This is a genomic window from Arthrobacter sp. fls2-241-R2A-172, from assembly GCF_030208885.1.
GTDB lineage: Bacteria > Actinomycetota > Actinomycetes > Actinomycetales > Micrococcaceae > Arthrobacter.
Map to the genome: position 1 here is coordinate 260,065 of NZ_JARVTB010000004.1, position 25,953 is coordinate 286,017.

General features: G+C 61.9%; 22 protein-coding genes. 12 read left to right on the forward strand and 10 right to left on the reverse strand.

Going from position 1 to position 25,953, the window contains the following annotated elements; all coding sequences use genetic code 11:
* Positions 1-93 precede the first annotated feature (93 nt).
* The 4 genes from mmuM (at position 94) to QRM57_RS09375 (ending at position 4,106) form a co-directional block, all read left to right on the forward strand.
* Positions 94-1,047, forward strand: a complete 954-nt coding sequence (mmuM, locus tag QRM57_RS09360; protein WP_284986395.1) for a homocysteine S-methyltransferase — start codon at positions 94-96, stop codon at positions 1,045-1,047.
* Between the two features lie 152 nt (positions 1,048-1,199).
* Positions 1,200-2,345 carry an ABC transporter substrate-binding protein gene (locus QRM57_RS09365; RefSeq protein ID WP_257370652.1) on the forward strand — a complete coding sequence of 382 codons (1,146 nt, stop codon included), beginning with the start codon at positions 1,200-1,202 and terminating at the stop codon, positions 2,343-2,345.
* A 95-nt stretch (positions 2,346-2,440) separates the two neighbouring features.
* Positions 2,441-3,172 carry an ABC transporter ATP-binding protein gene (locus tag QRM57_RS09370; protein ID WP_257370651.1) on the forward strand — a complete coding sequence of 244 codons (732 nt, stop codon included), beginning with the start codon at positions 2,441-2,443 and terminating at the stop codon, positions 3,170-3,172.
* Entirely contained in the window at positions 3,162-4,106 is a 945-nt protein-coding gene (locus QRM57_RS09375) for an ABC transporter permease (RefSeq protein WP_284986396.1), read from the forward strand. The genes QRM57_RS09370 and QRM57_RS09375 overlap by 11 nt, the downstream gene beginning before the upstream one ends.
* Positions 4,107-4,193: 87 nt before the next feature.
* On the opposite strand, the gene QRM57_RS09380 is transcribed toward QRM57_RS09375, so the two are convergent.
* Positions 4,194-4,814, reverse strand: a complete 621-nt coding sequence (locus QRM57_RS09380) for a DUF305 domain-containing protein (protein ID WP_175493316.1) — start codon at positions 4,812-4,814, stop codon at positions 4,194-4,196.
* A gap of 703 nt (positions 4,815-5,517) precedes the next feature.
* On the opposite strand from QRM57_RS09380, the gene QRM57_RS09385 reads away from it, so the two are divergent.
* Complete coding sequence (locus QRM57_RS09385) at positions 5,518-6,075, forward strand: dihydrofolate reductase family protein (protein ID WP_284986397.1); 558 nt, start codon at positions 5,518-5,520, stop codon at positions 6,073-6,075.
* A 50-nt stretch (positions 6,076-6,125) separates the two neighbouring features.
* On the opposite strand, the gene QRM57_RS09390 is transcribed toward QRM57_RS09385, so the two are convergent.
* The 5 genes from QRM57_RS09390 to QRM57_RS09410 form a co-directional block, all read right to left on the reverse strand.
* Positions 6,126-6,656 carry a hypothetical protein gene (locus tag QRM57_RS09390; RefSeq protein ID WP_284986398.1) on the reverse strand — a complete coding sequence of 177 codons (531 nt, stop codon included), beginning with the start codon at positions 6,654-6,656 and terminating at the stop codon, positions 6,126-6,128.
* 107 nt (positions 6,657-6,763) lie between these two features.
* Positions 6,764-7,303, reverse strand: a complete 540-nt coding sequence (locus tag QRM57_RS09395; RefSeq protein ID WP_284986399.1) for a hypothetical protein — start codon at positions 7,301-7,303, stop codon at positions 6,764-6,766.
* A 106-nt stretch (positions 7,304-7,409) separates the two neighbouring features.
* Entirely contained in the window at positions 7,410-7,937 is a 528-nt protein-coding gene (locus tag QRM57_RS09400; RefSeq protein ID WP_284986400.1) for a hypothetical protein, read from the reverse strand.
* Positions 7,938-8,044: 107 nt separating this feature from the next.
* Positions 8,045-8,569 (reverse strand): hypothetical protein, encoded by a 525-nt coding sequence (locus QRM57_RS09405; protein ID WP_284986401.1) that lies wholly within the window; start codon positions 8,567-8,569, stop codon positions 8,045-8,047.
* A 20-nt stretch (positions 8,570-8,589) separates the two neighbouring features.
* The gene (locus QRM57_RS09410; protein WP_284986402.1) at positions 8,590-10,509 is read right to left on the reverse strand and encodes a hypothetical protein; all 1,920 of its coding nucleotides are present in this window, start codon (positions 10,507-10,509) and stop codon (positions 8,590-8,592) included.
* A gap of 154 nt (positions 10,510-10,663) precedes the next feature.
* Between QRM57_RS09410 and QRM57_RS09415 the strand changes: the two genes are divergently transcribed.
* Positions 10,664-11,701 (forward strand): LLM class flavin-dependent oxidoreductase, encoded by a 1,038-nt coding sequence (locus tag QRM57_RS09415; RefSeq protein ID WP_284986403.1) that lies wholly within the window; start codon positions 10,664-10,666, stop codon positions 11,699-11,701.
* On the opposite strand, the gene QRM57_RS09420 is transcribed toward QRM57_RS09415, so the two are convergent.
* A complete protein-coding gene (locus tag QRM57_RS09420; RefSeq protein ID WP_284986404.1) occupies positions 11,698-14,415 on the reverse strand; it encodes an aminotransferase class I/II-fold pyridoxal phosphate-dependent enzyme in 2,718 nt (905 codons plus the stop codon). The genes QRM57_RS09415 and QRM57_RS09420 overlap by 4 nt on opposite strands.
* Positions 14,416-14,442: 27 nt before the next feature.
* Positions 14,443-15,933, reverse strand: coding sequence for an amino acid permease (locus tag QRM57_RS09425; RefSeq protein ID WP_284986405.1), 1,491 nt, complete (start codon positions 15,931-15,933; stop codon positions 14,443-14,445).
* 341 nt (positions 15,934-16,274) lie between these two features.
* Here QRM57_RS09425 and QRM57_RS09430 point away from each other — a divergent pair, with 341 nt between their 5' ends.
* From QRM57_RS09430 to QRM57_RS09455, 6 genes are all read left to right on the forward strand, one after another.
* Positions 16,275-17,891: a PucR family transcriptional regulator gene (locus QRM57_RS09430; protein WP_257370638.1), complete on the forward strand. Its 1,617-nt coding sequence runs from the start codon at positions 16,275-16,277 to the stop codon at positions 17,889-17,891.
* A 4-nt stretch (positions 17,892-17,895) separates the two neighbouring features.
* Positions 17,896-18,807, forward strand: coding sequence for a glutaminase (locus QRM57_RS09435; protein WP_257370637.1), 912 nt, complete (start codon positions 17,896-17,898; stop codon positions 18,805-18,807).
* Positions 18,808-18,822: 15 nt separating this feature from the next.
* Positions 18,823-19,641 carry a DNA alkylation repair protein gene (locus tag QRM57_RS09440; protein WP_257370636.1) on the forward strand — a complete coding sequence of 273 codons (819 nt, stop codon included), beginning with the start codon at positions 18,823-18,825 and terminating at the stop codon, positions 19,639-19,641.
* 90 nt (positions 19,642-19,731) lie between these two features.
* On the forward strand, positions 19,732-21,009 hold the full coding sequence (cobA, locus tag QRM57_RS09445; protein ID WP_284986407.1) for a uroporphyrinogen-III C-methyltransferase: 1,278 nt from the start codon (positions 19,732-19,734) through the stop codon (positions 21,007-21,009).
* A gap of 20 nt (positions 21,010-21,029) precedes the next feature.
* Complete coding sequence (locus tag QRM57_RS09450) at positions 21,030-22,496, forward strand: FAD-dependent oxidoreductase (RefSeq protein ID WP_257370634.1); 1,467 nt, start codon at positions 21,030-21,032, stop codon at positions 22,494-22,496.
* Between the two features lie 80 nt (positions 22,497-22,576).
* Entirely contained in the window at positions 22,577-23,941 is a 1,365-nt protein-coding gene (locus QRM57_RS09455) for an MBL fold metallo-hydrolase (protein WP_257370633.1), read from the forward strand.
* A gap of 3 nt (positions 23,942-23,944) precedes the next feature.
* Here QRM57_RS09455 and QRM57_RS09460 read toward each other — a convergent pair whose 3' ends face one another.
* Positions 23,945-24,625, reverse strand: a complete 681-nt coding sequence (locus QRM57_RS09460; RefSeq protein WP_257370632.1) for a FadR/GntR family transcriptional regulator — start codon at positions 24,623-24,625, stop codon at positions 23,945-23,947.
* Positions 24,622-25,920 carry an MFS transporter gene (locus QRM57_RS09465; protein WP_257370631.1) on the reverse strand — a complete coding sequence of 433 codons (1,299 nt, stop codon included), beginning with the start codon at positions 25,918-25,920 and terminating at the stop codon, positions 24,622-24,624. The genes QRM57_RS09460 and QRM57_RS09465 overlap by 4 nt, the downstream gene beginning before the upstream one ends.
* Positions 25,921-25,953 lie beyond the last annotated feature (33 nt).

Sequence of the window (25,953 nt, forward strand, 5' to 3'; positions counted from 1 at the left end):
CGTAGTCACAAAACCGCAGCTTGTTCGCGACTCCTCACGTTGTACGGCGGGATTTTCGAACAAGCTGCGGTTTTCTTTTTTGGGGAAGGACCCATGCCACAGAACACCACGCTCAGCACGTATTTAGCCGCCGGCAAGGACCTGGTCCTGGACGGCGCCTTAGCCACGGAATTGGAAGCCCACGGCTGCGACCTGGAAGACGCCTTGTGGTCCGCCAAGGTCCTGCTGGAACAGCCGCACCTGATCAAACAGGTCCACCGCGACTATTTCGACGCCGGTGCGTCCGTGGCCATTACAGCCAGCTACCAGGCCACTCCGCAGGGCTTTGCGCGGCGTGGGCTGTCCGTGGAGGAATCGTTGGAGCTGGTGGCGTTGAGTGTCCGGCTGGCCGACGAAGCCCGTCAGGAATACCTAGCAGCCAACCCCGGATCCCGTCCGCTGCTGGTGGCCGGATCTGTTGGCCCCTACGGCGCGTACCTTGCCGATGGCTCGGAGTACCGCGGCGATTACACGCTTTCTGCCGCGGAATTCCGGGACTTCCACCGCCCCCGCATCGCCGCGCTGGTAGAGGCCGGTGCGGATTTCCTGGCCTGCGAAACACTGCCGTCGTTTGCCGAAGCTGAGGCGCTGTTGGCGCTCGTGGCGGAGTTCGACGTCGAATCCTGGTTTACGTTCACGCTGCGGGACAGCGGCCACATCAGTGATGGGACGCCACTGGAGAGCGTGGCTGCGCTGCTTGGCGCGGAACCGCGCGTGGCCGCCGTCGGGGTTAATTGCGTGCCGTTGGAGTTGGTGACACCAGCACTGGAGTCCCTCCAGGCTGTGAGCGACAAACCCCTGGTGGCCTACCCGAATTCGGGGGAGGCCTACGACGCCGTGACCAAAACATGGGGTCCGGCTGTGGGTGTTCAGGGGAGCGGAACCCTGGCCGGCGCCTCTGCAGATTGGCACGACAGGGGAGCCCGTCTCATAGGTGGCTGCTGCCGCACAACTCCGCGTGACATTGAAGGCCTCGTGGCCAATATGACGCCACGTGAACCTGCGTGAACCTTGATTTCTACGGGATTGAAGCCGAAATATGACAGTCCCTACTGTGAAGGCATGACCTCTCCGGAATGGTCCTTGCTTGCCCTCGACGGGCGATGTCACGGGGCCTGATCTTCGCCCCACTCGCATCCCACATCTCCGAAGGACCCCTCATGTCGAACAACCCCGAGTCACCCAACACCGGTACCACCCGCATCGTCGCGGGTGAGACCGCCAAGCCCAAGCGCCGCCGCACCGTTGAGATCGCACTGGCCGTCGGCCTGGTGCTGCTCATCGGAGCAGGCGCCGCCGTTGCTTCCGCTGTTTCGCAGAACAACAACCAAGCCGCCCCAGCCCCCGCCACGACGCCCGCCGCCGAACTCAAGCTCGGCTACTTCAGCAACGTCACCCACGGTCCGGCCCTGGTCGGAATCAGCAAGGGCATCATCGCCAAGGAACTTGGTGAAACCAAGCTCAGCACCCAGGTCTTCAACGCCGGTCCCGCCGCTATCGAAGCCCTGAACGCCGGCGCCATCGACGCCACGTACATCGGCCCGAACCCGGCCATCAACTCCTTCGTCAAGAGCAACGGCGAGTCCATCAGCATCATCGCCGGTGCGGCTTCCGGTGGTGCCCAGCTGGTGGTCAAGCCGGAGATCAACTCCGCTGCCGACCTCAAGGGCAAAATCCTTAGCTCGCCGCAGCTCGGCGGCACGCAGGACGTAGCACTCCGCGCCTGGCTGGGCGCGCAGGGTTTCAAGACCAACGTTGACGGCAGCGGTGATGTGAACATCAACCCCACCGAAAACGCCCAGTCGCTGAAGCTCTTCCAGGACGGAAAGCTCGACGGCGCGTGGTTGCCTGAGCCGTGGGCGTCCCGCTTGGTCCTCGAAGCCGGAGCGAAGGTCCTCGTTGACGAAAAGGACCTGTGGGAGAAGGGCGACTTCACCACGACCATCCTGATCGTGAACAAGAAGTTCGCTGCAGAACACCCTGAAACTGTGAAGGCACTGCTCAAGGGCCACGTGGAATCCGTGAACTGGCTCAACTCCGCCTCAGCGGCAGACAAGGCAACCACCATCAACGCTGTCCTGAAGGACACGGCCGGCAAACCGCTTCCGGCCAACGTGATTGAGCGGGCGCTGCAGAACATCAAGTTCACCACCGACCCGCTGGCCGGAACGTACAAAAAGCTCCTGGATGACGGCGTGAAGGCCGGAACCACCAAGCAGGCCGACATCAACGGCATCTTCGACCTCCGCACCTTGAACGAGGTTGAAGGCAAGAAGACCTCGGCTGCAGGTCTCGGCCAGGACTAAGCATTAACAGGCTGGTCCGCTTTCCTCCCCTTGGGCGGGAAGCGGGCCGGCCTTCAGCCACATCAGCTCTACCAATCAACATGAAGGACGGGACCATGCCAGTCGTACTCGAGAACCTGGGCAAGCGCTTCGGCGACGGCGCCCCGGTGCTGGACGACGTCAACGCCACCATCGCCCAAGGCGAGTTCGTGGCCCTCCTCGGTGCGTCCGGCTGCGGCAAGTCCACCCTGCTGAACATCATGGCGGGACTGGAAAAACCGACGTCGGGCGCCCTTGAAGTCCCCAGCGACGGCGCCGCCTTCATGTTCCAGGACGCGTCCCTCTTTCCGTGGTTGACCGCCCGCGGCAACATCGAACTCGCGCTGCAACTGGCCGACAAGTCCAGCACCAAGGCGAGCCGGCGTGCCCGCGCCACGGAGCTGCTCGATCTGGTGCACCTGGGCGGCGCCGGCGACAAGCGCCCGCACGAACTTTCCGGTGGCATGAGGCAGCGCGTGGCTTTGGCCCGTTCCCTGGCCCAGGACCGGCAGTTGCTGCTGATGGACGAGCCGTTTGCTGCCCTCGATGCCATCACCCGCGACCTCCTGCATGATGAGCTCGAGCGGATCTGGAAGGAAACCGGCCGGACCATCGTGTTCGTGACGCACAACGTCCGCGAAGCCGTGCGACTGGGCCAGCGCGTGCTGCTTTTGTCCTCCCGCCCCGGCCGTGTGGTGGCCGAATGGGACGTCACCGAGGAACACCGTACCGATGCCGGTCGCGCTGGGGAGCTCACTGGTGTCATCACCCGCCGACTTCGCGAGGAGATCCGCCGCCATGCCAAGTAACCCCATCACCACCGAAGAGCGGACCCTTCCCGTGACCGAATCCAAAGAGCACATCACTTCCCCGTCGCTGAAGGGCAGCGCCTCCGAGCTCCGCGACCTTGAAGCCGGGCTGGACAACCTGCAGTCGGACAATGGCCGAAAGCGGGGCATCGAGTGGAATCGAGTGCTGCTGCCTGTTGCCGCGTTGGTGGTCCTGATCCTTGCGTGGCAGCTCTACGTTTCCTTGGAGTTCAAGCGGCGCGACCTCGTGCCCGGGCCCCTTGACGTGCTCACCCAGTTCGTGACGATGTGGGGAGAAGGCAAAGTCCAGGAAGCGGTGTGGACTTCGCTGCAGCGTGGCCTGATCGGCTTCCTGATCTCCGTGGTGATCGCGACCCCCATTGGTCTTTTGCTCGCCCAGGTCGCTCCTTTGCGCCGGGCGTTTGGACCGCTGATTTCCGGGCTGCAGGTGCTCCCGTCCGTGGCATGGGTTCCTGCTGCCATCATCTGGTTCGGCCTGACCGATGCCACCGTCTACTTCGTGGTGTTCATGGGTGCCATCCCGTCCATCATCAACGGCCTCATCTCCGGTGTGGACCAGATCCCGCCCCAGTACCGCAGCGTAGGTACAGTCCTTGGTGCCAACCGACTCCAAATGGCCCTTCAGATTGTGCTGCCCGCGGCCCTTCCCGGCTATATCGGCGGACTGAAGCAGGGCTGGGCTTTCTCCTGGCGCTCCCTCATGGCCGCCGAGATCATCGCAGTGGGCGGAACCATTGGCTTCGGGCTGGGCTCATTGCTCGATCAGGGCCGACTGTTGTCTGACATGACCATCGTGATGTCCGCGATCCTGCTCATTCTGTTCGTAGGCATCCTGATTGAGCTCCTGGTGTTCGGACCGATCGAGAAGCGCCTCCTGCAGCGCCGTGGCTTGCTGGCGGGCAGTTCCCGCTAGGCTCCTTTGGCCGGCGCGCCCGACCTAAACGCAAGGGCCCGACGGCGACCTACCGCCGTCGGGCCCTTGCGTTACGTTGGCGTGAGGCTAGAGTCCAGCCAAGAGATCCTTCATTTCCTGGATCTCCTCTTCCTGCGAGGCCACAATATCCTTGCTGAGCTGGACGGCCTCAGGATTCTGACCCTGGCTCGTTTCGGTTTTGGCCATGGTCACGGCACCTTCGTGATGCGCGATCATCTGCGTCAGGAAGAGTGTGGCAGCTTCTGTGCCCTGTGCCGCTTCGAGTTTTTGCAGGTCGGCGTCGCTCATCATGCCGTCCATGCTGTGGGAGCTGTGATCGCCGGCAGCCATGGTGGCCGATTCATTCCAGCTTGTAAGCCAGCCGGTCATTTTTTCGATCTCGGGGGCCTGTGCGGCCCTGATCCTGGCTGCCAGCTCCGTTACGGCCGCCGGGATGTCCTGCTTGGCCAGCATCGCGTCGGACATTTCCACGGCTTGGGCATGGTGGGGAATCATCATCTGCGCGAACATCGTATCCGCCGCGTTGTGGACCGGATCCGTGCTGCCCGCCGACGGGTTTGCCGATGCACTGGAGGTGCCGTGATCCATGCCCGGCATCGAGCCCGAGCCGGAATTGGATCCGCAGCCGGCCAGTGCGAGCAGGGTTGCCAAAGCGGTTCCCGTGACAATGTAGCGTGTTTTGTTCATCAGTGATTGGTCCTTTGCCAATTCAGGCGGCACCATCGTCTGCCGCCAAGGGTAAGCAGTTGGGCGCCCGGAGCCATAGGGGTCCGGGGTGTGGCGAAGGGCCCGCATGTTGGCGGCCCCTCCCAGTGCTTACGTCCTGCTGATGCTGAGTTGCCCGGGCGTGGGCTGGTCTGGTCGGTAGGACCAGGATGGCAATGGATCTTGGTACCCGGTGGCAGTGAGAGTGTAGGTAGCCGCGCTGGCTGGGAGCGGCGCAACCAAGGAACCGGTTTTTAGCGACGGTGTGCAGGTAGCACCTACCGCCTCGGCGCAGGAACAGCTTCCGGACGTACACTGTTCCGCTTCCGCAGGATGACCGGCAGGGAGGGGTTGCGAAGTGTCGTGCACATGATGTGAAGTGCCCTGCCCGTGAAGGGTGATCGCGTCAGTGGCTGTTGGCGTGACGGAATGTTCCCCATGGGATCCGCTCATCACATGCATTCCGAACAAGCCCGCAATGATGGCAGCCACGAGCATCAAGAGCGATCCTCGTCTGAGAAGGGGCGATGAAACCCGCGACGATGACCCGCTCACGCGCACTCCTCCTTTGCGTCCATTCGCAACACTATACCCCTGGAGGGTATCGGTCTTTGCAATGCAAGAATAAGCACACTACTGCGGCAATCCCGCTGCGCTAACGCCGGCAACGGCCTAGAATCGGCGAATGGGCCTTCTCACGTTCAGCATCAACGTCACTCTGGATGGCTGCGTCGACCACCGGGAGGGGATCGCAGATGATGAGACCCACGCCCACTTCACACGCCTCCTGGATCAGAGCGGTGCGATGCTCTGGGGACGCACCACCTACGAAATGATGGAGGAGTACTGGCCCTTGGTCGCCCGGGGCGAGGTCGAAGCGCCGCCAGCCCTTCGTGAGTGGGCGATTACCTTGGAGGATAAACCTAAGTACGTCGTTTCCACAACGCGGAGCGACTTCCCCTGGACCAACAGTCATCGGCTGGTCGGCGAACTGGGTACGGCCGTTCAGGAACTCAAGGACAGGACTCCGAAGGGGGTACTTGTTGGCAGCGGGAAACTAGCAACAGAGCTGGACCGGCTGGGCTTGATCGACGAGTACAAATTTCTCATCCACCCCATGATCACCGGTCACGGCCCCACCCTATACCAAGGCGGGCTGCCCAGCACCCGGCATCTTGAGCTGATATACGCCGAGCCGCTAAGTAACGGGGCGGTGTCCATGCATTATCGCCGGGCTGTTTGACGATTGTAGAGGCGACGTGAAAACGCCGAACCATCCTCATCAGCTCTGGTTTAGAAGTCCCCACCCGGGTAGATGCCCTCGGGCAAGGTGAAGCACGGCGAGCCCGAATCGATCCAAATTTCATTAGGTTTGACGCCGCCACCGACGAGGTAGTTTTCCCCGGGAGCAGGTGGATCAATCTGGATAAGAAGCTTTTTGTCTACATCCATATTGGCTGACACCTTGAGCCCTTGCCCCCGGTAGTGGGCTTCGATGTCCTTCACGATCGGCTCGATGTTGGTTCCTTCAACGACAGTGATGGTAGTCGAACCTTTCCACTTGTGGTGGGTGCTGTTGCAGGACAGAAGCATGCCCTTCTTCTTCTGATCGATCGAGATAACAGCGTCTTTTGGGATCAGGGCGGCGATTTCCAGTTCCATCGCTTGGGTCTGGGCTTTGGCTTCCTGCCACGTCAGGTCAGCTTTCATCGGTTCACCCGGCGTCTTTGTTGCGGTGGGTACTGGTGGTTCGATGTGTGTCCCTCCGGGGCTTCCAGAACAGCCGGCCAGAACCATCGCACCCACCAGCAGCAACGACGCCATAGCGCTGTGTCGCGCCCTCACCTAGCCACAACTCCCGGCACGTCGTTGAGCGCATGGTCGTTGTCTTCACTGTTAGAGGCTACGAGATCACGGTTGCTCAAAAGCATCTAGAAATCCCCACCCGGGTAGGTACCCTCGGGCAATGTGAAGCAATGCGAACCTGATGCAATGCGAATGACGCCGGGATCGTCCTCTCTGATGAGATACATTTCCGAGGTGGCCGGATCGCTTATCTCAACACGAAAGGTGCCTTGTATGGTCCGGTCGCTTGAGACCTCAAAACGATGATCCGTGAAGTGTGCCCGTGCAGCCGTCTCAAGTTCTTTCACGACAGATTCAGCTTCGCTTCCCTCAGCCAGCGTGATCGAAGTCGAACCGTTCCAGTTGTGTTCTGTCTTGCTGCAGGATAGGAAAACGCCCGTCTCTTTCTGGACTATGGAAGTAATCTTGTCCTTTGGGATCAAAGCCGCTATCTCCAGCGCTTCCTTTTCTGTGTTTGCTTTAGCTTCCTGCCAAGTGAGTACCGTGGTCATCGGTTCCTCTTGTGTATCAGTGGCAGTTGGCACAGGTAACTCTGTCGAACCCGCGTTGGGTAGCCCGGCGCAGCCGGCGAGCCCGATCGAACCCGTCAATAGCAACAACGCCATGGCTCCTTGTCGCGCCCTCATCGAGCCAAATTTCCGCGCATGTCTTTGAGTACTTGCTCGTTGTCCTCGTTATTTGAGGCGATGAGGTTGTAATTGTTCATGGTATCTAGAAATCCCCACCCGGGTAGATGCCCTCGGGCAAAGTGAAGCACGCAGATCCTGAGGCGATACGGATTTCATTAGGGGCCAAGCCTTCTGCCACGATGTAATTCTCCCCAGCTCCCAGATCGATTTGGATTCGATAGTCTCCGTCGACATTCCTGTCGGCGGATACTTTCGTTCCTTTCGCCCGGCAGTTGGCTTCGATGTCCTTCACGATCGGCTCGATGTTGGTTCCTTCAACGACAGTGATGGTAGTCGAACCTTTCCATTTGTGGTGGGTGCTGTTGCAGGACAGAAGCATGCCCGCCTTCTTCTGATCGATCGAGACAAGGTTGTTGTTTGGAATTAAGGCCGCGATCTCCAGCTCCATAGTTTGGGTGTGGGCTTTGGCTTCCTGCCAGGTCAGTTCAGTTATCAACGGTTCCTCCTGTGTATCAGCGGCAGTTGGCACGGTTGACTCGGTCGAACTCACGCTTGGGTTTCCGGCGCAACCTGCGAGCCCGATCGAACCCGCCAACAGCAACAACGCCATGGCTCCTTGTCGCACCATCATCGAGTCACAATTCCAAGCATGACTCTGAGTGCCTGCTTGTAGTTCTCGCGGTCGGTTGCGATGAAGTTCTGGTTGTTCATGAGGATCTAAAAATCCCCACCCGGGTAGGTACCCTCGGGCAATGTGAAGCAAGGCGAACCTGATGCAATGCGGATCTCATTTGGGGAGAATCCTTCAGAGACGATGTAACTTTCCCCCGGAGTGGGCGGGTCGATTTGGATACGATACCTTCCATTAACATCAGTATCGATGGATACTTTTGTTCCTATTGTCCGGTAGTGAGCTTCGAGTGATTTAACGATAGGCTCTATTTTGGTTCCTTCAAGAACCGTGACTGTCGTTGAGGCATTCCAGTTATGTTGAGTTTTGTTGCAAGATAGAAGCACGCCCGTTTTCTTTTGATCAATCGAGACAACAACATCTTTTGGGATCAGTGCGGCGATCTCAAGTTGAATAGCTTGAGTGTGAGCCTTCGCTTCCTGCCAAGTGAGTTCAGTGGTCATCGGTTCCTCTTGTGTTTGCGTAGCAATTGGCACAGTTGCCTCGGTCGAACTCGAGTTTGGATTTCCGGCACAGCCGGCAAGTCCCATCAGCAATGCCAGCACCACCACCGTGGCACCGTACCGAGCCGTCACCGAGCCACGATTCCAAGTAGGGTTTCAAGCACTTTTATGTTGTCCTCGCTGTTGGAGGCAATGAGGTTGTGGTTTTCCATGAGGATGTTCCCTTCTTCGACGGTGTTGATCGCCCTAAGTTGGTCGTCGTGGGGGCCGCGGTAGTAGTGCTGTTCAAACTCTTCGCGATGAATCGGATTGTTTCCCTCCCATACCACCCCTTTTTTCGTGACGGGGTTGGTAACTCCCTGGCCATGGATGAGCAGATCATAGTAGTACAGGTTCGAATACTCCGTGGTTGGCTGTGGTTTCCAGTCCGGGAGCATGCCTGCCCCAGCGAGGGAGACCACCTTGTCGTATCGGGCCCCGGCGACTTCGGAGCTGGTGACGTTTGCCAGGCCCCAGCTGTGCCCGATGCCGGTTTGTTCGGCACCCTTTAGGTAGGGATCAGTGCGCATCCCGGCTTCGAAGGATGCCAGTTGCTGCCCGGACGTGCGTGCGAGTTTTTCATCGTTCGCCTCACCGATTCTCGCCAGGTTGGGACCGCCGGCGGTGTTCTCCTCCCCAGGGAACCGCCCATCCTTATAAACGAAAGCCAGTGTACCCGGCACTTCGCTACGGAGGTAGCTCGAGACCTGCTGTACCCCGCCTGTGTAAAAGATGTCCATCCCGGTGAAGGTGCCCGGAACGTAGGTGATCACATGCCGTGTGTCGGAGCCCGGAGTGCCGATCATTTCCACAATCCTGGACCGGTCCCGGTCATAGAGGTAAAGCTGTACGTCCCCGGCTTTCACCAGATTCAGGTACGCCACCTCATTTTCGAGCATTTTTGTTCGGTTAGGGTCGTGGTGGCTTTGCCCCAACTCGGACAACTTCCGTGCTGATTCCAGGTCGTTCTCCGCCGCGCGGAGCAGGCTTGGCACATTCAACTGATTGGCCCGGACCCTGGCCAGTGCGGGCATTCCGTCCAAAGCGCCGAACACGGCCGGAGCCGCAGTCAGCAGCAGCTCTTGCACCCGCGAGAACCCAGCCACGGCCGTGGCGGTGCCGGCCGGAGGGTTCATGCCCGCCCACCAAGTCCCGATTTTCGATGGCTCGATGCCTTGCAGGGCCTGCTTCCATCCAGGCATTGTGGCCAACGCCTTCACGTCCGCCTCGGTGGCACTGGACAAGTAGCTCAGCAGCGCCGCGCCCGACAACGACATCGGTGCCGTGGCAAGCACAAGAAGGCCGTTCGATACCGTTATCTGGCCAACGTCCCCGCTGGCGCCGGCAGCGCGGAACGTCGACGCGATGTCGGAAAGCCGGCTCGCGTCCTGATGGTTGTCTTCGAGGAACCGTCGTAGCCCGCCACGGACAGCGTGGAGGTCAGAGTGCACCCAGGAGCACTTCTCCTCGAAATCGGACACAGCTGCACTGACTTTGTCAGCCGAAGCTCGGTCTGAGTCGTCGTGGATCCTGAAGGTCGACGCTGCCGAGTCCAAGGTGTCCGGATCAGCGGAACTCGCCCCAGCAGTGCTTCCGCTCGCCCAGACACGCAACCCTTGCCGGGCCGTCTCCACGCTCACCACCGGACGGTCAGTCTCCGCCGTCGACGGGCGGGGCCCTACATCCACCCCGAAACCGCCGCCAGCACGGGCCCAGCCGGAGGCCAGCGCCCACTCGGTCACGTCATCCAAGCGACGCTGCTCAACCTCGGCCGCGTTCTTCGCGTCCTGGACCTGACGGGCAACATCTTCCAACATATGGACCAGCTCGGACCGGGCCGCCCTTTCAGAGGCAACGTTTTCCCGGAAGCAGTCTGCGAACACGCCCCGAAATTCCGTGAGAGCAGCAGTCGAGGCCGATTCCCGTCCGCCTCGTTGATCCTGCAACGTACGCGCGGCGTCTCGACATGCACCGATCAGGCGATCAGCAGCATGAGCATCGAAATCCATAAAAACTCCATCGAATAGATAAAGCATCCCCGACGCCTACTCTACCTAATCCTGCGGATCTATTTGCACAGGTAACGGGAAGTGACGGACTATGGACCCTGAGCGGGCACGGTGCCGGTGGAATTTCCCGGCACCGTGAAGAGTTGTCCCGAACATGCACAACAAACGGATCGGTTTCCTCTCCTTCGGTCACTGGGCCCGCGTCCCGGGTTCCCTCGTGCCAACGGCTGGGGAGGCCCTGAAACAGGGCATTGAACTCGCTGTGGCCGCTGAGGAACTGGGCATCGACGGAGCCTTCTTCCGGGTGCACCACTTCGCCCGGCAGCAAGCATCGCCCTTTCCACTGCTGAGTGCTATTGCGGCGCGGACCAGCCGGATCGAGATGGGCACCGGCGTCATCGACATGCGCTACGAAAACCCGCTCTACATGGCCGAGGAAGCAGCCGCCACAGACCTCATCAGTGATGGGCGGTTGCAGCTCGGAGTGAGCCGTGGTTCACCCGAACCCGCACGGAACGGAGCAGCGAACTTCGGCTACGTCCCCGAGGACGGTGAGGACGGCGGCGACATGGCCCGCCGCCACACCGCATTGTTCCGCAAAGCCATCGCCGGGCACGGGGTGGCCGAAGCGGACCCGCACTACGCCGGTGGGGCCACAGGTCTGCTGCCCATCCAACCCCAGTCACCCGGCCTCCCTCAGCGGATCTGGTGGGGCGCCGGAACCCGCAAAACGGCCGTGTGGGCTGCTGAGCAGGGGATGAACCTGATGAGCTCAACCCTTCTTACCGAGGACACCGGTGTTCCCTTCGACGAACTGCAGGCAGAGCAGATCCGGATGTTCCGCGAAGCTTGGGCCGCCGCCGGGCACGACTTCGAGCCAAGGATCTCCGTCAGCCGAAGCGTGATTCCGATCGTCGACAGCCAAGACAACCACTATTTCGGTCTGCGTGCCCAAGCGGACAGCCAGGACCAGGTAGGAATTCTCGACGGCGCGTTGTCCCGTTTCGGGAAAAGCTACATCGGCGAGCCGGATCAATTAGCGGACGAACTGGCGAAGGACGCAGCCGTGCAAGCAGCCGACACGGTCCTGCTTACAGTGCCCAACCAGCTAGGCGTCGACTACAACGCCAAGCTGCTGGGCAACGTCGCCAAGCACGTCGCCCCTGCTTTCGGTTGGAACGCGAAAGCCTAGGACGCCACCGCCAACAGCCCGGCAGCTGAAAACGAAGCAGGCTCCACGAATACCCGGTACCCCCGTTCGTGATCGAATCCGTGGATTTCCCGGGTATCCAAAGCAGCCATGAATTCGAGGGTCTCCCGCGTGATCACCTGCCCAGGGACAAGGATGGGGAACCCGGGCGGATACGGCGTAACGAACCCTGCCGAGATCACTTCCTGTCCTTCGGCCACCGCCGCAGCCACTTGGGCTGCGGACAGGTACACCGTGGAATCGGGCTTGTAACTCTCAAAGTAGGCGGCCCGGATATCACCGTCCTCGCAGGAATCATCAGTACGGAAGCGCGCGGCGAAAGTGCTGAAGTCCGGGAGCGGGGGAGTGGGACGCGGGGCATCGGATGAGGCAGGTAACGTCCGAGCCCGCGCCGAAGGATGTGGATTCTCAAAACCCTCGGCCAGCTTGACGAGGACCTCGATCAGGTACGCTACGGAGCTGCGGGACGTGCCGATGTTGGTCATGAACAGCACCGTGTTCCGGGACGTTTTGTTCACTTGGATGCCGTGATCATCCATGAGGTAGCTGTGGCGGAAAGTATCGCCGTCGATCCCTGTCCTGCTGATGTCCAGCGTGAGGCGGCTGGGGTCGATGACGAACTCGTCACGTAGCCACGCATCTTCCAACTCAGCCAGCCCATCCCGCAGCGGCATGCTGGAGCCGGTTTCCCTGTAGCGCGGACCGATGAGGTCCCGCGAGGAAAGCACCCGGAAGTACTTCTTCAGCAGGGGGTGCCGGGCTACGGCTTGGGCCACGGACATGGCAAGGTCGGATTGCCGTTGCACCAGGCCGAAACCTTCCAGTTCCACCTGTCGTCTGCCAATGTCCAAGGACGCCAGAATCTGGTAGTTGGGCGAGGTGGACGTGTGGGTCATGTACGCCTCGCGGAAGGATTCCCGGTTGGAGCCGGCAAAGTCCTGGTCAAACACGTGGATCATTGAACCCTGCCGCAGCGAGGTCAACGTTTTGTGGGTCGACTGCGTTGCGTAGACCCGCAAACGTGCCTTGGCAGGATCCGGAATCAGCCTGGTGGTGAGCCAGGTTTCGTCATCAATGGGTTCGCTGGTGACCGGGTCATGAAGGGCGGCTGCCTGTTCCGCGTACCGGGCTGCGTAGGCAGGATCGCTGAAGGAAGCTTCCAGGGAGGCTGCAGCCGCCATGCCGGTTCGACGGCGGTACACCGGATGGGAGCGGGCGAAGGCAAACCACGCCTCATCCCACAGGAAGACGAGATCCGGTTTGATGGCCAGGCATTCCTCCATGACCCTTTCGACGTCGTACACAACGCCGTCAAAGGTGCAGTTGGTGAGGGTCACCATTTTCACCTCGTGAAGCCTGCCTGCCCGCCGGTATTCCAGCAGCCTGCGTTTGAGGCTGGCCAGGGGGACAGCACCATAAAAGGCGTACTTGTCCAAGGGATAGGCGTCCAGGTACGAAACCCGGGCGCCCGCGAGCACGAACGCGTAGTGGTGCGATTTGTGGCAGTTCCGGTCCACCAGCACAACATCGCCCGGGGCAAGCAGCGATTGATGCACAATTTTGTTGGCCGTGGACGTGCCGTTGGTGACAAAGTAGGTTCGTTGCGCCCCGAAGGCCCGGGCCGCGAGTTCCTGCGCGCGTTTGATGGACCCATGCGGATCCAGCAAAGAGTCCAGACCGCCCGAGGTGGCGGAGGTTTCGGCCAGCAGCAGGTTTGTCCCATAAAAATCGGCCATGTCCCGGATCCACGGTGAAGTCCCCACCGACGCGCCCCGGGAAATCGGCAGGGCGTGGAAGACGCTGGCCGGGCGGCGGCTGTAGTCCTGCAGAGCGGTGAAGAACGGCGTTTCGTAGCGTTCAGCCACCCCGGACAGCAGTGACAGATGCAGGTCCAAATGATCCTGTCGCCGGAAAATCCGCCGGAACTTCCTGGTGAGGGATCCCGCCAGGGACTCGATGGAAACCCCTGCCACCAAGTAGACGTCCAGTTCCGGCCGCAGCCCGGAAATTGCATCGGCCAGCGCAAGGATCCGTCTGATGGGTCGCGAGTCCTGCAAGTCTGCGGAGGTATGCCGGGCCAGGAACCTCCGGAGGTCGCTGCCCAACAGGTGGGAGCTGCGGAGGGAGAAGCCCGGGCGAAGAACAACGGACTGGATATCGGGGTTCAGCATGATGGCCACCAAGGCATCCTCATAGCTGGGAACCACGTTGACCGTGTACGTGAACGCATCCGAAGGGCGGCGCTGCGCAGCCATGGTGTTCTTGAGCGCCTCGGCTTCTTCGGGCTCAATGGTATCCACCACCAGGACCTCAAAGCGTGGCCGCTCCGCCGGCTCGGACTGGTCAACAACTTCCTCGTCCGGGAGCTCAGCGCGCGGCACCGCAGCTGTTTCCCCGGCAGAGGCGAGCGGGAGGTGGGACAAACCGCCCAGAAGCTGGAGCGCGGCCTGGGGTTCGCCGTCGTCGATTAATTGGCGCAACTGCGCCACGGCGTTGACTCCGGGCTCTGCCCAATACGGTTCCACCGCCGCCAGGAGGGCAAGGCTTCGGTGGATCTGGGACAACAGGCCGGGCTCCTGGTGCCTGGCTGAGGCAAGCTGCCTGAGCGCGTACCCCAGGAATTCCCACGCATCGGCTCGGGACCGCCAAGCCCGGCTTGGCGTGCCGATTTTGAGGGACGGGGAAGGGTTGCTCATGTGTTTCACTTTCGAACTGGGAAGGGTCTAAGACGTCAGCGCTGTGCGGATGCGGCCGCGATACGCATACCAGCCCGCGATCAGGAGCGGCACCAGCACCAGCAATGACGCGAGAACCCAGCGGCCCGTTTCCGAGAAGCCCATGGTTACGACCACAAAGGCGAGGAACCCAAGCGTGAGGTAGGAGGTAAAGGGTGCTCCGAACAGCCGGAAGGCCGGGCGGACCACCTTGCCGCTGCGGACCCACCGCTGGAGCTTGATGTGGCAGAGCATGATGGTGGCCCAGCCGCCGATGATGCCCACCGCCGAGATTTCCAGCACGATCTCAAAGACCTGCGAGGGGACAACGGCGTTCAATCCAACGCCCACCAAGGTGATGACCGCTGTCAGGAGGATGCCACCGTAGGGCACTCCGGACGCGCTGATCCGTCCGGTGAATTGCGGAGCCGAGCCATTCACAGCCATGGACCGGAGGATGCGGCCAGTGGAATAGAGGCCGGCGTTGAGGCTGGAGAGCGCGGCGGTGAGGACCACGAAGTTCATCACGGACGCGGAGATGGCTCCGGCCTGCGGATCGCCGAGGTGCGAGAAGAAGGTGACAAAGGGGGACTCGCCGGCCTTGTAGGACGTGAAGGGAAGCAGGAGCGAGAGCAGCAGGACGGAGCCCACGTAGAACACCCCGATGCGGATTACTACGGTGTTCACGGCCTTGGGCATCACCTTGTGGGGGTTGGCGGTTTCGCCGGCTGCAGTGCCCACCAGCTCCACGGCGGCGTAGGCGAACACCACGCCGCTGATGGCCAGGAGCGGCGCCACGGAGCCCATGGGGAACATGCCACCGTTCTCAGCGATGACGTTGAAGCCCGGAACGCCAACGTCCGTCCGGCCGCCGAAAACAATGAAGCAGATGCCCACCACGAGGAACGTCACCAGGGCGCCCACCTTGATCATGGCGAACCAGAACTCCATCTCGCCGAAGATCTTCACGGACACCAGGTTCAAGGAGAGCACCACTACCAGAGCGATCAACGCGATCAACCACTGCGGGATGTCATTGATGGGCGCCCAATATTGGCCCCAGAACTTCACGTACAGGGCAACCGCGGTGACGTCCACTATGGAGGTCATGGCCCAGTTCAGGAAGTAGAGCCAGCCCGCGGTGTAGGCCATTTTCTCCCCGTAGAACTCCCGGGCGTAGGAAACGAACGAGCCGGAGGTGGGGCGGTACAGCACCAACTCGCCCAGTGCCCGCAGGATCAGGAACGCGAAGAATCCGCAGACGGCATAAACGAGGACCAACGCAGGTCCGGATCCGTTGAGGCGGCCTCCGGCGCCCATGAAGAGCCCGGTACCGATCGCACCTCCGATGGCGATCATCTGAATTTGCCGGGGCTTGAGGGTTTTGCGGTAGCCGCTTTCCTCCGGGGCGACAGCGTTCGACGACGGCGCCGCGGCTATGTCTTTCGGGGAATCTTTGGGGGCGGAAAGGGTCTGTGTGGACGCAGGGGTGGGTATCACTTCGGGGGTCTCCTTTGACTCCGTTGCCACCTTAGGTGGCTCAATACTCCAAAACGTGGGGGTGGCCTGCCGGCTTGATGTACCTGAATTTGGCCGTGGTGCAGACAGGCTTTGTGGTGTTTGGGACAGTCACCAACTCTAGGTCGCCGCCGTCGCCGGCAAATTGGCTGGCGAACCAAATTCCAGGGCCGGCTCTTGTGCCGGGCGGACAACACTGGTGTTCTGAAGGGCCGGTAATGTTTCTCGCTGTGCGTGCCTGCGTACAGGTACCGGCTGCGCCCCTCAATGGCGAGGAAGCGTCTTGCCGAAGACACTGATGAGGAAAGGAAGCGATAGCTTCGTTGAACGCTTTGGACATTGACGACGACGGTGTCGTCACCTTATTGAGCGACGTCCTGGAAGACCTTGGCGTCGACAACGCCCGGTTGGTGCTGGCCCCTGCAAGCGACAACAGAACTGTCAGTGAAACAGTCATTGTCGACGCTGAAGACGACGATGAGATCCGCCCCCGGGTGCTGGTCATGCTGATTGGTGTCCGTGGACGTGCCGCCCTCCCCGCACTTCGTCGCATCATTGCCGGCCGCCCCACCGCGATAGCAGTCAAGGGCAGTGAGCGCGAGCTGGAAGCCGCTGCTGAGTTGCTACAGGCAACGGGTATTGGCCTGGTGGCCGTTGCTCCCGGACTCCGCTGGGACAAATTCGAAAGCATCGCACTGGACCGGATCCGCGAAAACGATGTGCCGGGGGAATCCCCAAACGCCGTCCACCGGGACCTGTTTGCGATCGCGCAAACTACAGCCACGCTGACCAACGGCCACGTGGTGATCGAAGATCCGGGCAACAGGGTGCTTGCCTACTCGCCTGCGTCCAATGACGTTGATGAGCTTCGAAGGCTGTCCATCCTGGCGCGGCGTGGCCCTGAGAAATACCAGAAACTCTTGAAGGAATCAGGAGTTTACAAGCATCTGCAAGCCACTGAAGCACCCGTTCATGTGGAGGCCAACCTGGAGGCCGGGCTTCGGGAACGCGTAGCAATCGGCATTCACGCCGGCAGTCGGGTCATGGGATACATCTGGTTGCAGGAAGGCGCAGAACCCCTGGCGGAAAACACTGACCGCATCATGGTAGGCGCCGCCCGGCACGCAGCCATTGAGCTGGTACGGCACCGCAACGAGCAGTCGCAATCGATGCGGGAGGACCGGGTATCCAGCCTGCTCAGCGGCACGGCACAAGTTCATTCCCAAGCCCAAGCTGCTGGAATCGATCCCTCCAAACCAGCGGCTTTGGTTCTGATTTCTGCAGGGGGCCTCAGCCAAAGCGCAGCCGGTCTCCAGCTGCGCAGGGGCGAACTCTCCAAAGTGGCCTCGATTCATGCCGCGGCTTACCGGCCAGGCGCGGTGGTGGGTGCGCTTGGCATGGAGACCGCCATCATTCTCCCGGACCTGGACCCGCAGAAATCGCTGCCCGCCATCAATCGGCTGGTCAACACGATTGTCCGTGATGCCACCACCCACCTCCACTTCCAAGTGCAGGCAGCAGTAGGCCCCATCGTTCCACGCCTGGACGCACTGCAAGCCACTCTTGACCATGTGCGCAGCGTCCTGAAAGTCATGGAATCAACCCCCGATGTTCGCGTTGCCTCGTACAGCGACGTTGAGACCACCGTCCTGACCCGGGAACTGCTGGAACTGTTGGAATCACGGACCGGTTTGCGTCATGCGGGTATCACCCGGCTTTGCAGCCGCTATCCGGAATTCGCGCTGACCCTCCTGACCTACCTGGAGTTCTTCGGCGACGTGAACCGGTGCGCCGAGGAAATGGCTGTCCACCGAAACACTGTTCATTACAGGCTTCGCCGTGCCTGCGAAGTGGCTGGCCTGGACCTGCAATCCGCGGATGAACGCCTGCTGGCACACCTTCAGATCAGGCTCTGGACCTATGCAGGGACCAAAGGCTAGAACTGTGGACATTCAAAACCTCCTCGACGACATCGTCGGAGCAGTTCAACCGCATATCGGCCAAGGAAATGTGGCTGACTACATTCCGCAACTCGGTGCTGTTGACCCGTATCAATTCGGGATCTCGGTAGTTACCCGCGACGGTGAAGTCTTCTCGGCGGGTGATGCGCACGTGGAGTTCTCCATTCAAAGCATCTCCAAGGTGTTCGCTCTCGCCCTTGTGCTGGCTTCCGACGGCGACCACATCTGGAAGAGGGTCTTCCGCGAACCATCGGGCAATCCGTTCAACTCCTTGGTTCAGCTGGAGAGCGAGGAAGGCATTCCCCGGAACCCTTTCATCAACGCCGGTGCGATTGTGGTGACGGACCGGCTCCTGAGCCTGACCGGCAACGCAGCGCACGCCGTGCGGGACCTGATGCGGCAGGAAACCACCAAGGAAAGCATCGACACCGATCAGCGTGTTGCCGGCTCGGAACTGGCCAATAGCCACCGCAACGCTTCCTTGGCGCACTTCCTTGCGAGCTGCGGAAACCTGGAGAATCCTGTCGAGGATGTCCTGGACTCCTACGCAAAGCAATGTGCGCTCGCCATGACCTGCGAGGACTTGGCGCTCGCCACCCGTTTCCTTGCCTCGAATGGTCTGGGCGTGGACGGAAACCTGCTGCTGTCTCCAGCCCAGACCAAGCGCATCAATGCCGTCATGCTGACCTGCGGAACCTACGACGCCGCGGGCGAGTTCGCCTACCGGGTGGGTCTGCCGGGCAAGAGCGGGGTGGGCGGTGGAATCGTTGCCGTGGTTCCCAACAAGTGCTCCATCAGCGTGTGGAGTCCGGGCCTGGGAAGGTCCGGGAATTCGGTTGCGGGTGTAGCGGCACTGGACGAATTCACCACCCGCACTGGCTGGTCGGTCTTTTAGGCGCATGATGGAGTCATGACCCCCAAGGACGGTAAGGCTCCCAAAGACGGTAAGGCGCCCAAAGACGGAAAGGCCCGCAAGCCTGCCGCGCCCGCGCCGGGAACGCAGCCCACCGCCGTCGCATTTTTGCAGCGCCTGAAAATCCGTCAGTCGGACGTGGAGCAAGCTAAATACCAGCGGTATTTCAAGACCGGCAAGGGCGACTATGCCGAGGGTGACTTCTTTATGGGCGTGCGCATGGGTGAGGTTTTCACGTTGAGCAAAGAGTTCGCAGCCATGTCAATGGAGGACATCGAACAGCTCTTGGAGCAAGACATCCACGAGGCCCGCGCAGGAGCCGTGAAGATCATGTCGCTCCAAGCCCAGAAAAAGAAGACCACCGAAGAGCGTCGCCAACGCCTCTACGAGCTCTACTTGCGGAAGCATGACCGGATCAATAACTGGGACTTGGTGGATCTTGGGGCAGGACGCGTGGTGGGTGGCTGGCTGATGGACAAGCCTCGTGACCCGCTGTACCAACTGGCTCGCTCGGAGAACATGTGGGAGCGCAGGACAGCAATCGTAGCGACGTCCGCGTTCATCCGCGAAGGCCAGCTGGATGACACGTTCGCCATCGCCGAGGTCCTGCTTCACGACCCGGAGGACCTGATCCAGAAAGCCGTGGGCGGGTGGATCCGTGACGCAGGCCGGAGCAGCCGCGAGCGTCTTCTGGCTTTCCTCGACGAGCACGCCGCCACCATGCCGCGGACCACGCTTCGTTACGCGATCGAGCACCTCGGCAAGGAGCAGCGGGCCCACTACCTGACGCTGAAAGACAGGGTTTCCCCGAACTAGGCCGGTAGATATGTGACGCCGGATTACCCAGCGTTACCGGGTGTTTCCGAGCCTTTGAAGCATATTACGAGCCCGCCCTACAGTTTTTTCATGGCAATACAGGACATTTACCCCACCGCGCTGCGGCTGCTCGGGCGCCCGGTGCTGGTGGTGGGCGGCGGACCCGTGGCTGAGCGCCGAGCCAAGGGACTGCTCGACGCCGGTGCGAAAGTCACCGTCGTCGCTCCCGTTGCCACCGAAAACCTTCACGGCCTGGCCGCTTCAGGGCTGCTCACCTTGGAGCAGCGCGAGTACGTAACGTCAGACCTCGACGGCGTCTGGTTCGTCCAGACGGCCACTGGCACTTCCGCTGTGGACACCCAAGTAGCGTCCGACGCCGAAGCGCAGCGCATCTGGTGCGTCAACGCCTCCGACCACGAAGCCTCAGCAGCGTGGACCCCCGCCGTAGCCGTGGTGGACGACGTCAAGATCGCCATCAACGCCGGAGGAGACCCGCGCCGCGCCATGGCTCTTCGAAATGCCGTTGCCACTGCCCTGGAAACAGGTGACCTTCCGCTGCGCCGCCACCGCAAACCGGACGCCTCCGGCACGGCTTCGGTTGGCTCCGTGGCCCTGGTGGGCGGCGGTCCTGGCGACTCCGGCCTCATCACGGTCCGTGGTCGGCGCCTCCTGGGCCAAGCAGATGTCGTGGTTGCCGACCGTCTTGGCCCGCGCGAGCTGCTGAAAGAACTGGCTCCCGATGTCCGTGTGATTGAAGTCGGCAAGACGCCCGGCCACCATCCCGTCCCGCAGCTTGAGATCAACCGGATCCTCGTTGAGGAAGCCCTTAAGGGCAACCGCGTGGTCCGTCTTAAAGGCGGCGATCCCTATGTCCTGGGCCGCGGTGGTGAGGAAGCAGAATTCTGCCGGCAGAACGGCGTCGAGGTTGAAGTGGTGTCCGGCGTGACGTCGGCCATCTCGGTCCCGGCCGCAGCGGGCATTCCTGTCACGCACCGCGGACTGGCCAAGGGCTTCAGCGTGGTGACCGGCCATGAAGAGCTGTCCGAAGTCCCCGCACGCCCGGACCACACTGTGGTGTTGCTCATGGGAGTGGCTCAATTGCGCGATTCCGCGGCTGCCCTGGCAGGCTCGGGTCTGCCTTTGGACACACCAGTAGGTATCGTAGAGAACGGGTATTTGCCGGATCAGCGCGTCACCATCGGCACCTTGGGTACCATCGCGGACCAGGCGGAAGCCGTTGGCGTGGCCAGCCCGGCAGTCATCGTGATCGGCGATGTCGTCCGTGTCAGCCCCTTTGCTCCGGAGCATTTCAAGACCGCTGACTACAGCACCATCACCCCCAACCGTCCCCGTGTCCGCAGTAACTGAGAAAAAGAAGGAACACAGCCGTGTCAATTAGCACCCCCGTAGGTTCTGCGGACCGTCCGCTTCGCGTCGCCGTCATCGGTTCCGGCCCGGCCGGCGTGTACGCAGCGGACATCCTGACCAAGAGCGAAGCTGTCAAGAGCGGCGAACTCACCGTCAGCATCGACCTCTTTGACCGCTACCCGGCACCGTACGGCCTGATCCGCTACGGCGTTGCACCGGACCACCCCCGCATCAAGGGCATCGTCAACGCTTTGCACAAGGTGCTTGACCGCGGCGACATCCGTTTCTTCGGCAACGTGGACTACGGCACGGACATTTCCATCGAGGACCTCCGCAAGCACTACGACGCCATCATCTTCGCCACCGGCGCCATCAAGGACGCCGACCTGAACATTCCGGGCATCGAACTCCAGGGCTCCTTCGGCGGGGCCGACTTCGTGTCCTGGTTCGACGGACACCCGGACGTTCCCCGCGAATGGCCGCTGGAAGCCAAGGAAATCGCCGTCCTGGGTAACGGCAACGTGGCCTTGGACGTAGCCCGTGTCCTGTCCAAGCACGCCGACGACCTGCTGGTCACCGAAATCCCGGACAACGTCTACGCCGGCCTGAAGGCCTCCCCCGTCACCGACGTGCACGTCTTCGGCCGCCGCGGTCCTGCACAGGTGAAGTTCACCCCTCTGGAACTGCGCGAACTCTCGCACTCCAAGGACGTGGACATCATCCTCTACGCCGAGGACTTCGAATTCGACGAAGAATCCGACCGCCAGATCCAGAGCAACAACCAGATCAAGACCATGGTTGGCACACTCACCAACTGGATCGCCGAGCAGCCCGAGGATCTTTCCGAGCTCACGGCGTCCCGTCGCCTGCACCTGCACTTCCTGCACAGCCCGGTTGAGATTGTTGACTCCACCGAAACTCCGGGCAAGGTTGCCGGTATTAAGTTCGAGCGCACCGAGCTGGACGGCACGGGTAACGCCCGCGGCACCGGCGAGTTCATCGACTACCCCGTCCAGGCCGTCTACCGTGCCATCGGCTACTTCGGTTCGGCCCTGCCGGACGTCGAGTTCGACCACAAGAAGGGCGTGATTACGAACGACGGCGGTCGTGTCCTGGATGCCGACGGCCAGCACGTCCCTGGCCTTTACGCTACGGGTTGGATCAAGCGCGGTCCGGTTGGCCTCATCGGCCACACCAAGGGCGATGCCCTGGAAACCGTGACCTACTTGCTGGAGGACCGCGAAAACCTGCCGGTCGCCGAGGTTCCTGCGGCAGACGCCGTCGTGGATCTGCTCGACGCCCGCGGCGTGAAGTTCACCAGCTGGGAAGGCTGGCTTGCGCTCGACGCGCACGAGCTAGCCCTCGGCGCCGCGGCTACCGAAGCCGGCGGTTCGCACGGTGTTGAGGTCAAGCGTGAGCGCATCAAGGTTGTGCCGCGCGAGGACATGGTCAACATCTCCCGCGACGGCGTAACGGCCGAAGTTTAACTACAACGCGGGGTCACTTAGTGCCGGTCCGGGGCTTCCGGATGGGCCCTAAGTGACCCCGCGTTGTTTTATGGTGGGGTATGGACGTCGTGGTCATCGAGACACCCCAGCTGGGGGACCGGAGCTACCTGGTGCATGATGGCACCGTGGCGTTGGTGATCGACCCCCAACGGGACATTGACCGGGTGGAGGCCGCCGCCACAGCTGCGGGCGTGCGGATCACGCATGTGGCCGAAACACACCTCCACAATGACTACGTCACCGGCGGTTTGGTACTGGCTTTGAAACACGGCGCTGACTACCTGGTAAACGCCGAGGACCACGTCTCTTTCGCCCGAGTCCCTGTCAGCGACGGCCAGGTTCTGCGCATCGGCCGGTTGTTGGTGCGGGTTGTGGCGACCCCGGGACACACCCACACGCACCTTTCGTACGTGGTGCGGGATGAAACGCACGACGGCGGCACGGAGGCCGTTTTTTCCGGCGGCAGCCTGCTCTACGGTTCAGTTGGACGGACGGACCTGGTCTCGCCCCACGACACCGCTGCGTTGACGCATGAGCAGTACGCATCGGTCCGGCGGCTGGCCTCCCAAGCCAGCCCCGACGCGGCGTTGTACCCGACACACGGCTTCGGCTCGTTTTGTTCGATAGGGCCCGCCAGCCACCAGGAAGCGTCCACCATCTCCGAGCAAGCAGCTTCCAACCACGCGCTGACGGACGCCAATGAGGACCACTTCGTTGCAGAGCTGTTGGCGAACATCACGGCCTACCCGTCCTATTACGCCCACATGAGCCCACTCAATGCTGCCGGGGTAGGGCCTGCGTCATTGGATGTACCCGAGTCGGTGGATGCCGAAGAGCTTGGGCGGCGCCTCAAGGCAGGGGAGTGGGTAGTAGACCTCAGGCATCGGGTGGCCTTCGCGGACAACCATCTTCAGGGCAGTTTGAGCTTCGAATACGGTCGCGGGGACAACTTCACCAGCTACATCGGCTGGGTGATCCCGTGGAACCAGCCGCTCACTTTACTGGGGCCGGGGGACGAGGTGGAACAGGCGATCCGTGATCTGGCGAGGATCGGCATCGAAAGTCCGGATGCCGCCGTCGGGCCTGAACCGGGCGCTTTGGCGCCTGACTCTCAGCGAACCTCCTACCCCCACGGTAACTGGAGCCTCCTGGCCAAAGAACGGGCACCCCACGATGTCGTATTGGACGTTCGAAGGCCGGAGGAATTCGAAGCATCGCACGTGGGTGGAGCGCTTAACGTGCCCGTGTATGAGCTGCCCGGGAGGATCCCAGAGCTGCCGGTGGCGAGGACCTGGGTGCATTGCGCCACGGGTTACCGCGCAAGTATTGCGGCCAGCCTATTGGACCGGGCGGGCCGGAACGTGGTGCTCATTGATGCCAGGTTCAAGGACGCAGCCGGCGCGGGGATCGAAACAGTGCCGTAAGACTTACGGCTGGGCCTGGTCAGCGCAGAAGTCCAGGTTCCGGTACACACTGCTGACCGCAGCATCGGGATCATGGGCTTCCAGCGCATCCACCAACTCGTCATGCCCTTCGCGGGGAATGCCATTGAAGCCGCCCTTGCGCTGCTGGCGGAGGAGGTCGTTGTGGAAGACACCGCCGAACGAGACGTACAACTGGTGAAGCAGGGGGTTCCCGGAGGCCACGGCCACACGTTCGTGGAATTCCCAGTCGGCCGAGGCCCACGAGGGGTAGTCCTCGGCGAGCCACGCATCATGACGAAGGGCGAGGAGGCGGCGCATCTCTGCGATGTCCTCTGGTGTGGCATGCTTCGTGGCCAAACGGGCTGCCTGCGTGTCCAGGCCGAGCCGGACCTCCACAATGTGCTCTTGCGTGTGCTCCAAATACATCCGCTGGGCGGCGCCGGACATCTCGCTGTTCGCCCGGACGTACGTGCCGTCGCCGCGACGGACCTCAAGCATGCCCGAGTGTGCCAGCGCCTTAATGGCTTCCCGCAGTGTTCCGCGGGAAACACCAAGAGTCGCCATCAGTTCGGGCTCCGCAGGAATGCGTTCCTGCAGCGGCCACTCTCCGGACTTGATCATGTCCCGCAGCTTGGCCGTGATTTCCTCGGCCAAGGCTGGGCGATGCGAAGGGGTCAGGGTCATGCTGTCCTCGGTCCGGTCTTGGTGGCAGTGCGCTTGCTGGTGAGCATATGGCAGGTAACCATGAGTGCCACCGCCACGATCGACAGCAGGCTCAGGGGCAGCACCCAGCCGCCCGTGGCGCTGTGGAGGAGTCCCATGCCAAAGGGGCCAACTGCCGCAATCAAGTATCCCAGCGATTGGGCGATGGTGGAGAGGGCGGTGGTTTCCGCCGTCGAACGTCCGCTGCGGCTGATGATCACCAGGACCAACGGGAAGATGCCCAAGCCGAAACCGAACAGCACAGCCGGCACGACTGCCAAGGATGTGGGCAACCAGATCATGGCGGCGATGGCCAACAGCGTGGAGCTGCTGGCGAGGTACAGCGCCGGGCGCAGCATGCCCGGCCGGGAGCCGAACGCGAGCAGGATCATGCCAGCAGCGACGGAGACGAGCTGCATGACCCCGAACTGCAGACCGCTTTCGGAAGCGCTGAGGCCCTGCGAGGTCAGGATGTAGGCGAACCAGCTCATCACGGCGTAAGCCAGGAAGGCCTGGAACGTGAAGATCGCGGTGATCAGGATGCCGAGGCGGGTGCGCAGGAGCGGCCACATGGAGACGCGGGCGCGCTCGGTCCTGGTGCTGTTGCGGTGCGTGTGCAGGACCATGGGCAGGAAGCCCAGGAGGGCGGCAACGCCCAGCAGGCCCCAAGCGGCCAGGCCCATCGAGGGAGAGCCGAGCTGTTGGGACAGGGGGACGCTGACCGCTGCGGCGAAGGTGGCCCCGCCTGACATGGTGAAGGTGTAGAGGCCGGTCATCATGGAGGTGCGCTCGGAGTAGTGCTCCCGGATGAACGACGGCATGGCCACGTTGCAGACGGCCAGGCCGGACATTGCCAGCACCGTTCCACCCAGCAGGGCCCCGGTCGCGGGAATACCCCGCACCAGCAAGCCAGCGGCGAGCAATGCCAATGCGATGGCGATGGCCTTCTCGACTCCTACGCGGCGCGTCAGCCATGAAGTTCCCATTCCGGCGACAGCGAAGCAGAGCAACGGGATGGACGGCAGGATGGACGCCACCAGTGCGCCGTACCCCAGGACCTGCTGGAGATCGTGGAACAAGGCGGCGGCGCTGGTAATACCGGCGCGAAGGTTCAGGCCGATGAGCACCACGGCGATAATGCCGACGACGGCGACGACGCGCGTCTTTGGAACTGCCTGGCTCGCCGAACTCGCCGAAGTCACCGAACTGGCAGTGTCAGCGGGGCAGGTCGTAGGGATGTTTCCTGTCGTGGGAGTCAAAGGGGTCGTCGCAGCCATAACTAAAGGTTAGACGTTTGACGTCTAATGTCC

Bases quoted from the DNA above. Each gene is read 5' to 3' on its own strand.
- mmuM (WP_284986395.1), top strand. From the start codon at position 94: ATGCCACAGAACACCACGCTCAGCACGTATTTAGCCGCCGGCAAGGAC.
- QRM57_RS09365 (WP_257370652.1), top strand. From the start codon at position 1,200: ATGTCGAACAACCCCGAGTCACCCAACACCGGTACCACCCGCATCGTC.
- QRM57_RS09370 (WP_257370651.1), top strand. From the start codon at position 2,441: ATGCCAGTCGTACTCGAGAACCTGGGCAAGCGCTTCGGCGACGGCGCC.
- QRM57_RS09375 (WP_284986396.1), top strand. From the start codon at position 3,162: ATGCCAAGTAACCCCATCACCACCGAAGAGCGGACCCTTCCCGTGACC.
- QRM57_RS09380 (WP_175493316.1), bottom strand. From the start codon at position 4,814: ATGAACAAAACACGCTACATTGTCACGGGAACCGCTTTGGCAACCCTG.
- QRM57_RS09385 (WP_284986397.1), top strand. From the start codon at position 5,518: ATGGGCCTTCTCACGTTCAGCATCAACGTCACTCTGGATGGCTGCGTC.
- QRM57_RS09390 (WP_284986398.1), bottom strand. From the start codon at position 6,656: ATGGCGTCGTTGCTGCTGGTGGGTGCGATGGTTCTGGCCGGCTGTTCT.
- QRM57_RS09395 (WP_284986399.1), bottom strand. From the start codon at position 7,303: ATGGCGTTGTTGCTATTGACGGGTTCGATCGGGCTCGCCGGCTGCGCC.
- QRM57_RS09400 (WP_284986400.1), bottom strand. From the start codon at position 7,937: ATGGCGTTGTTGCTGTTGGCGGGTTCGATCGGGCTCGCAGGTTGCGCC.
- QRM57_RS09410 (WP_284986402.1), bottom strand. From the start codon at position 10,509: ATGGATTTCGATGCTCATGCTGCTGATCGCCTGATCGGTGCATGTCGA.
- QRM57_RS09415 (WP_284986403.1), top strand. From the start codon at position 10,664: ATGCACAACAAACGGATCGGTTTCCTCTCCTTCGGTCACTGGGCCCGC.
- QRM57_RS09420 (WP_284986404.1), bottom strand. From the start codon at position 14,415: ATGAGCAACCCTTCCCCGTCCCTCAAAATCGGCACGCCAAGCCGGGCT.
- QRM57_RS09440 (WP_257370636.1), top strand. From the start codon at position 18,823: ATGACCCCCAAGGACGGTAAGGCTCCCAAAGACGGTAAGGCGCCCAAA.
- cobA (WP_284986407.1), top strand. From the start codon at position 19,732: ATGGCAATACAGGACATTTACCCCACCGCGCTGCGGCTGCTCGGGCGC.
- QRM57_RS09455 (WP_257370633.1), top strand. From the start codon at position 22,577: ATGGACGTCGTGGTCATCGAGACACCCCAGCTGGGGGACCGGAGCTAC.
- QRM57_RS09460 (WP_257370632.1), bottom strand. From the start codon at position 24,625: ATGACCCTGACCCCTTCGCATCGCCCAGCCTTGGCCGAGGAAATCACG.
- QRM57_RS09465 (WP_257370631.1), bottom strand. From the start codon at position 25,920: ATGGCTGCGACGACCCCTTTGACTCCCACGACAGGAAACATCCCTACG.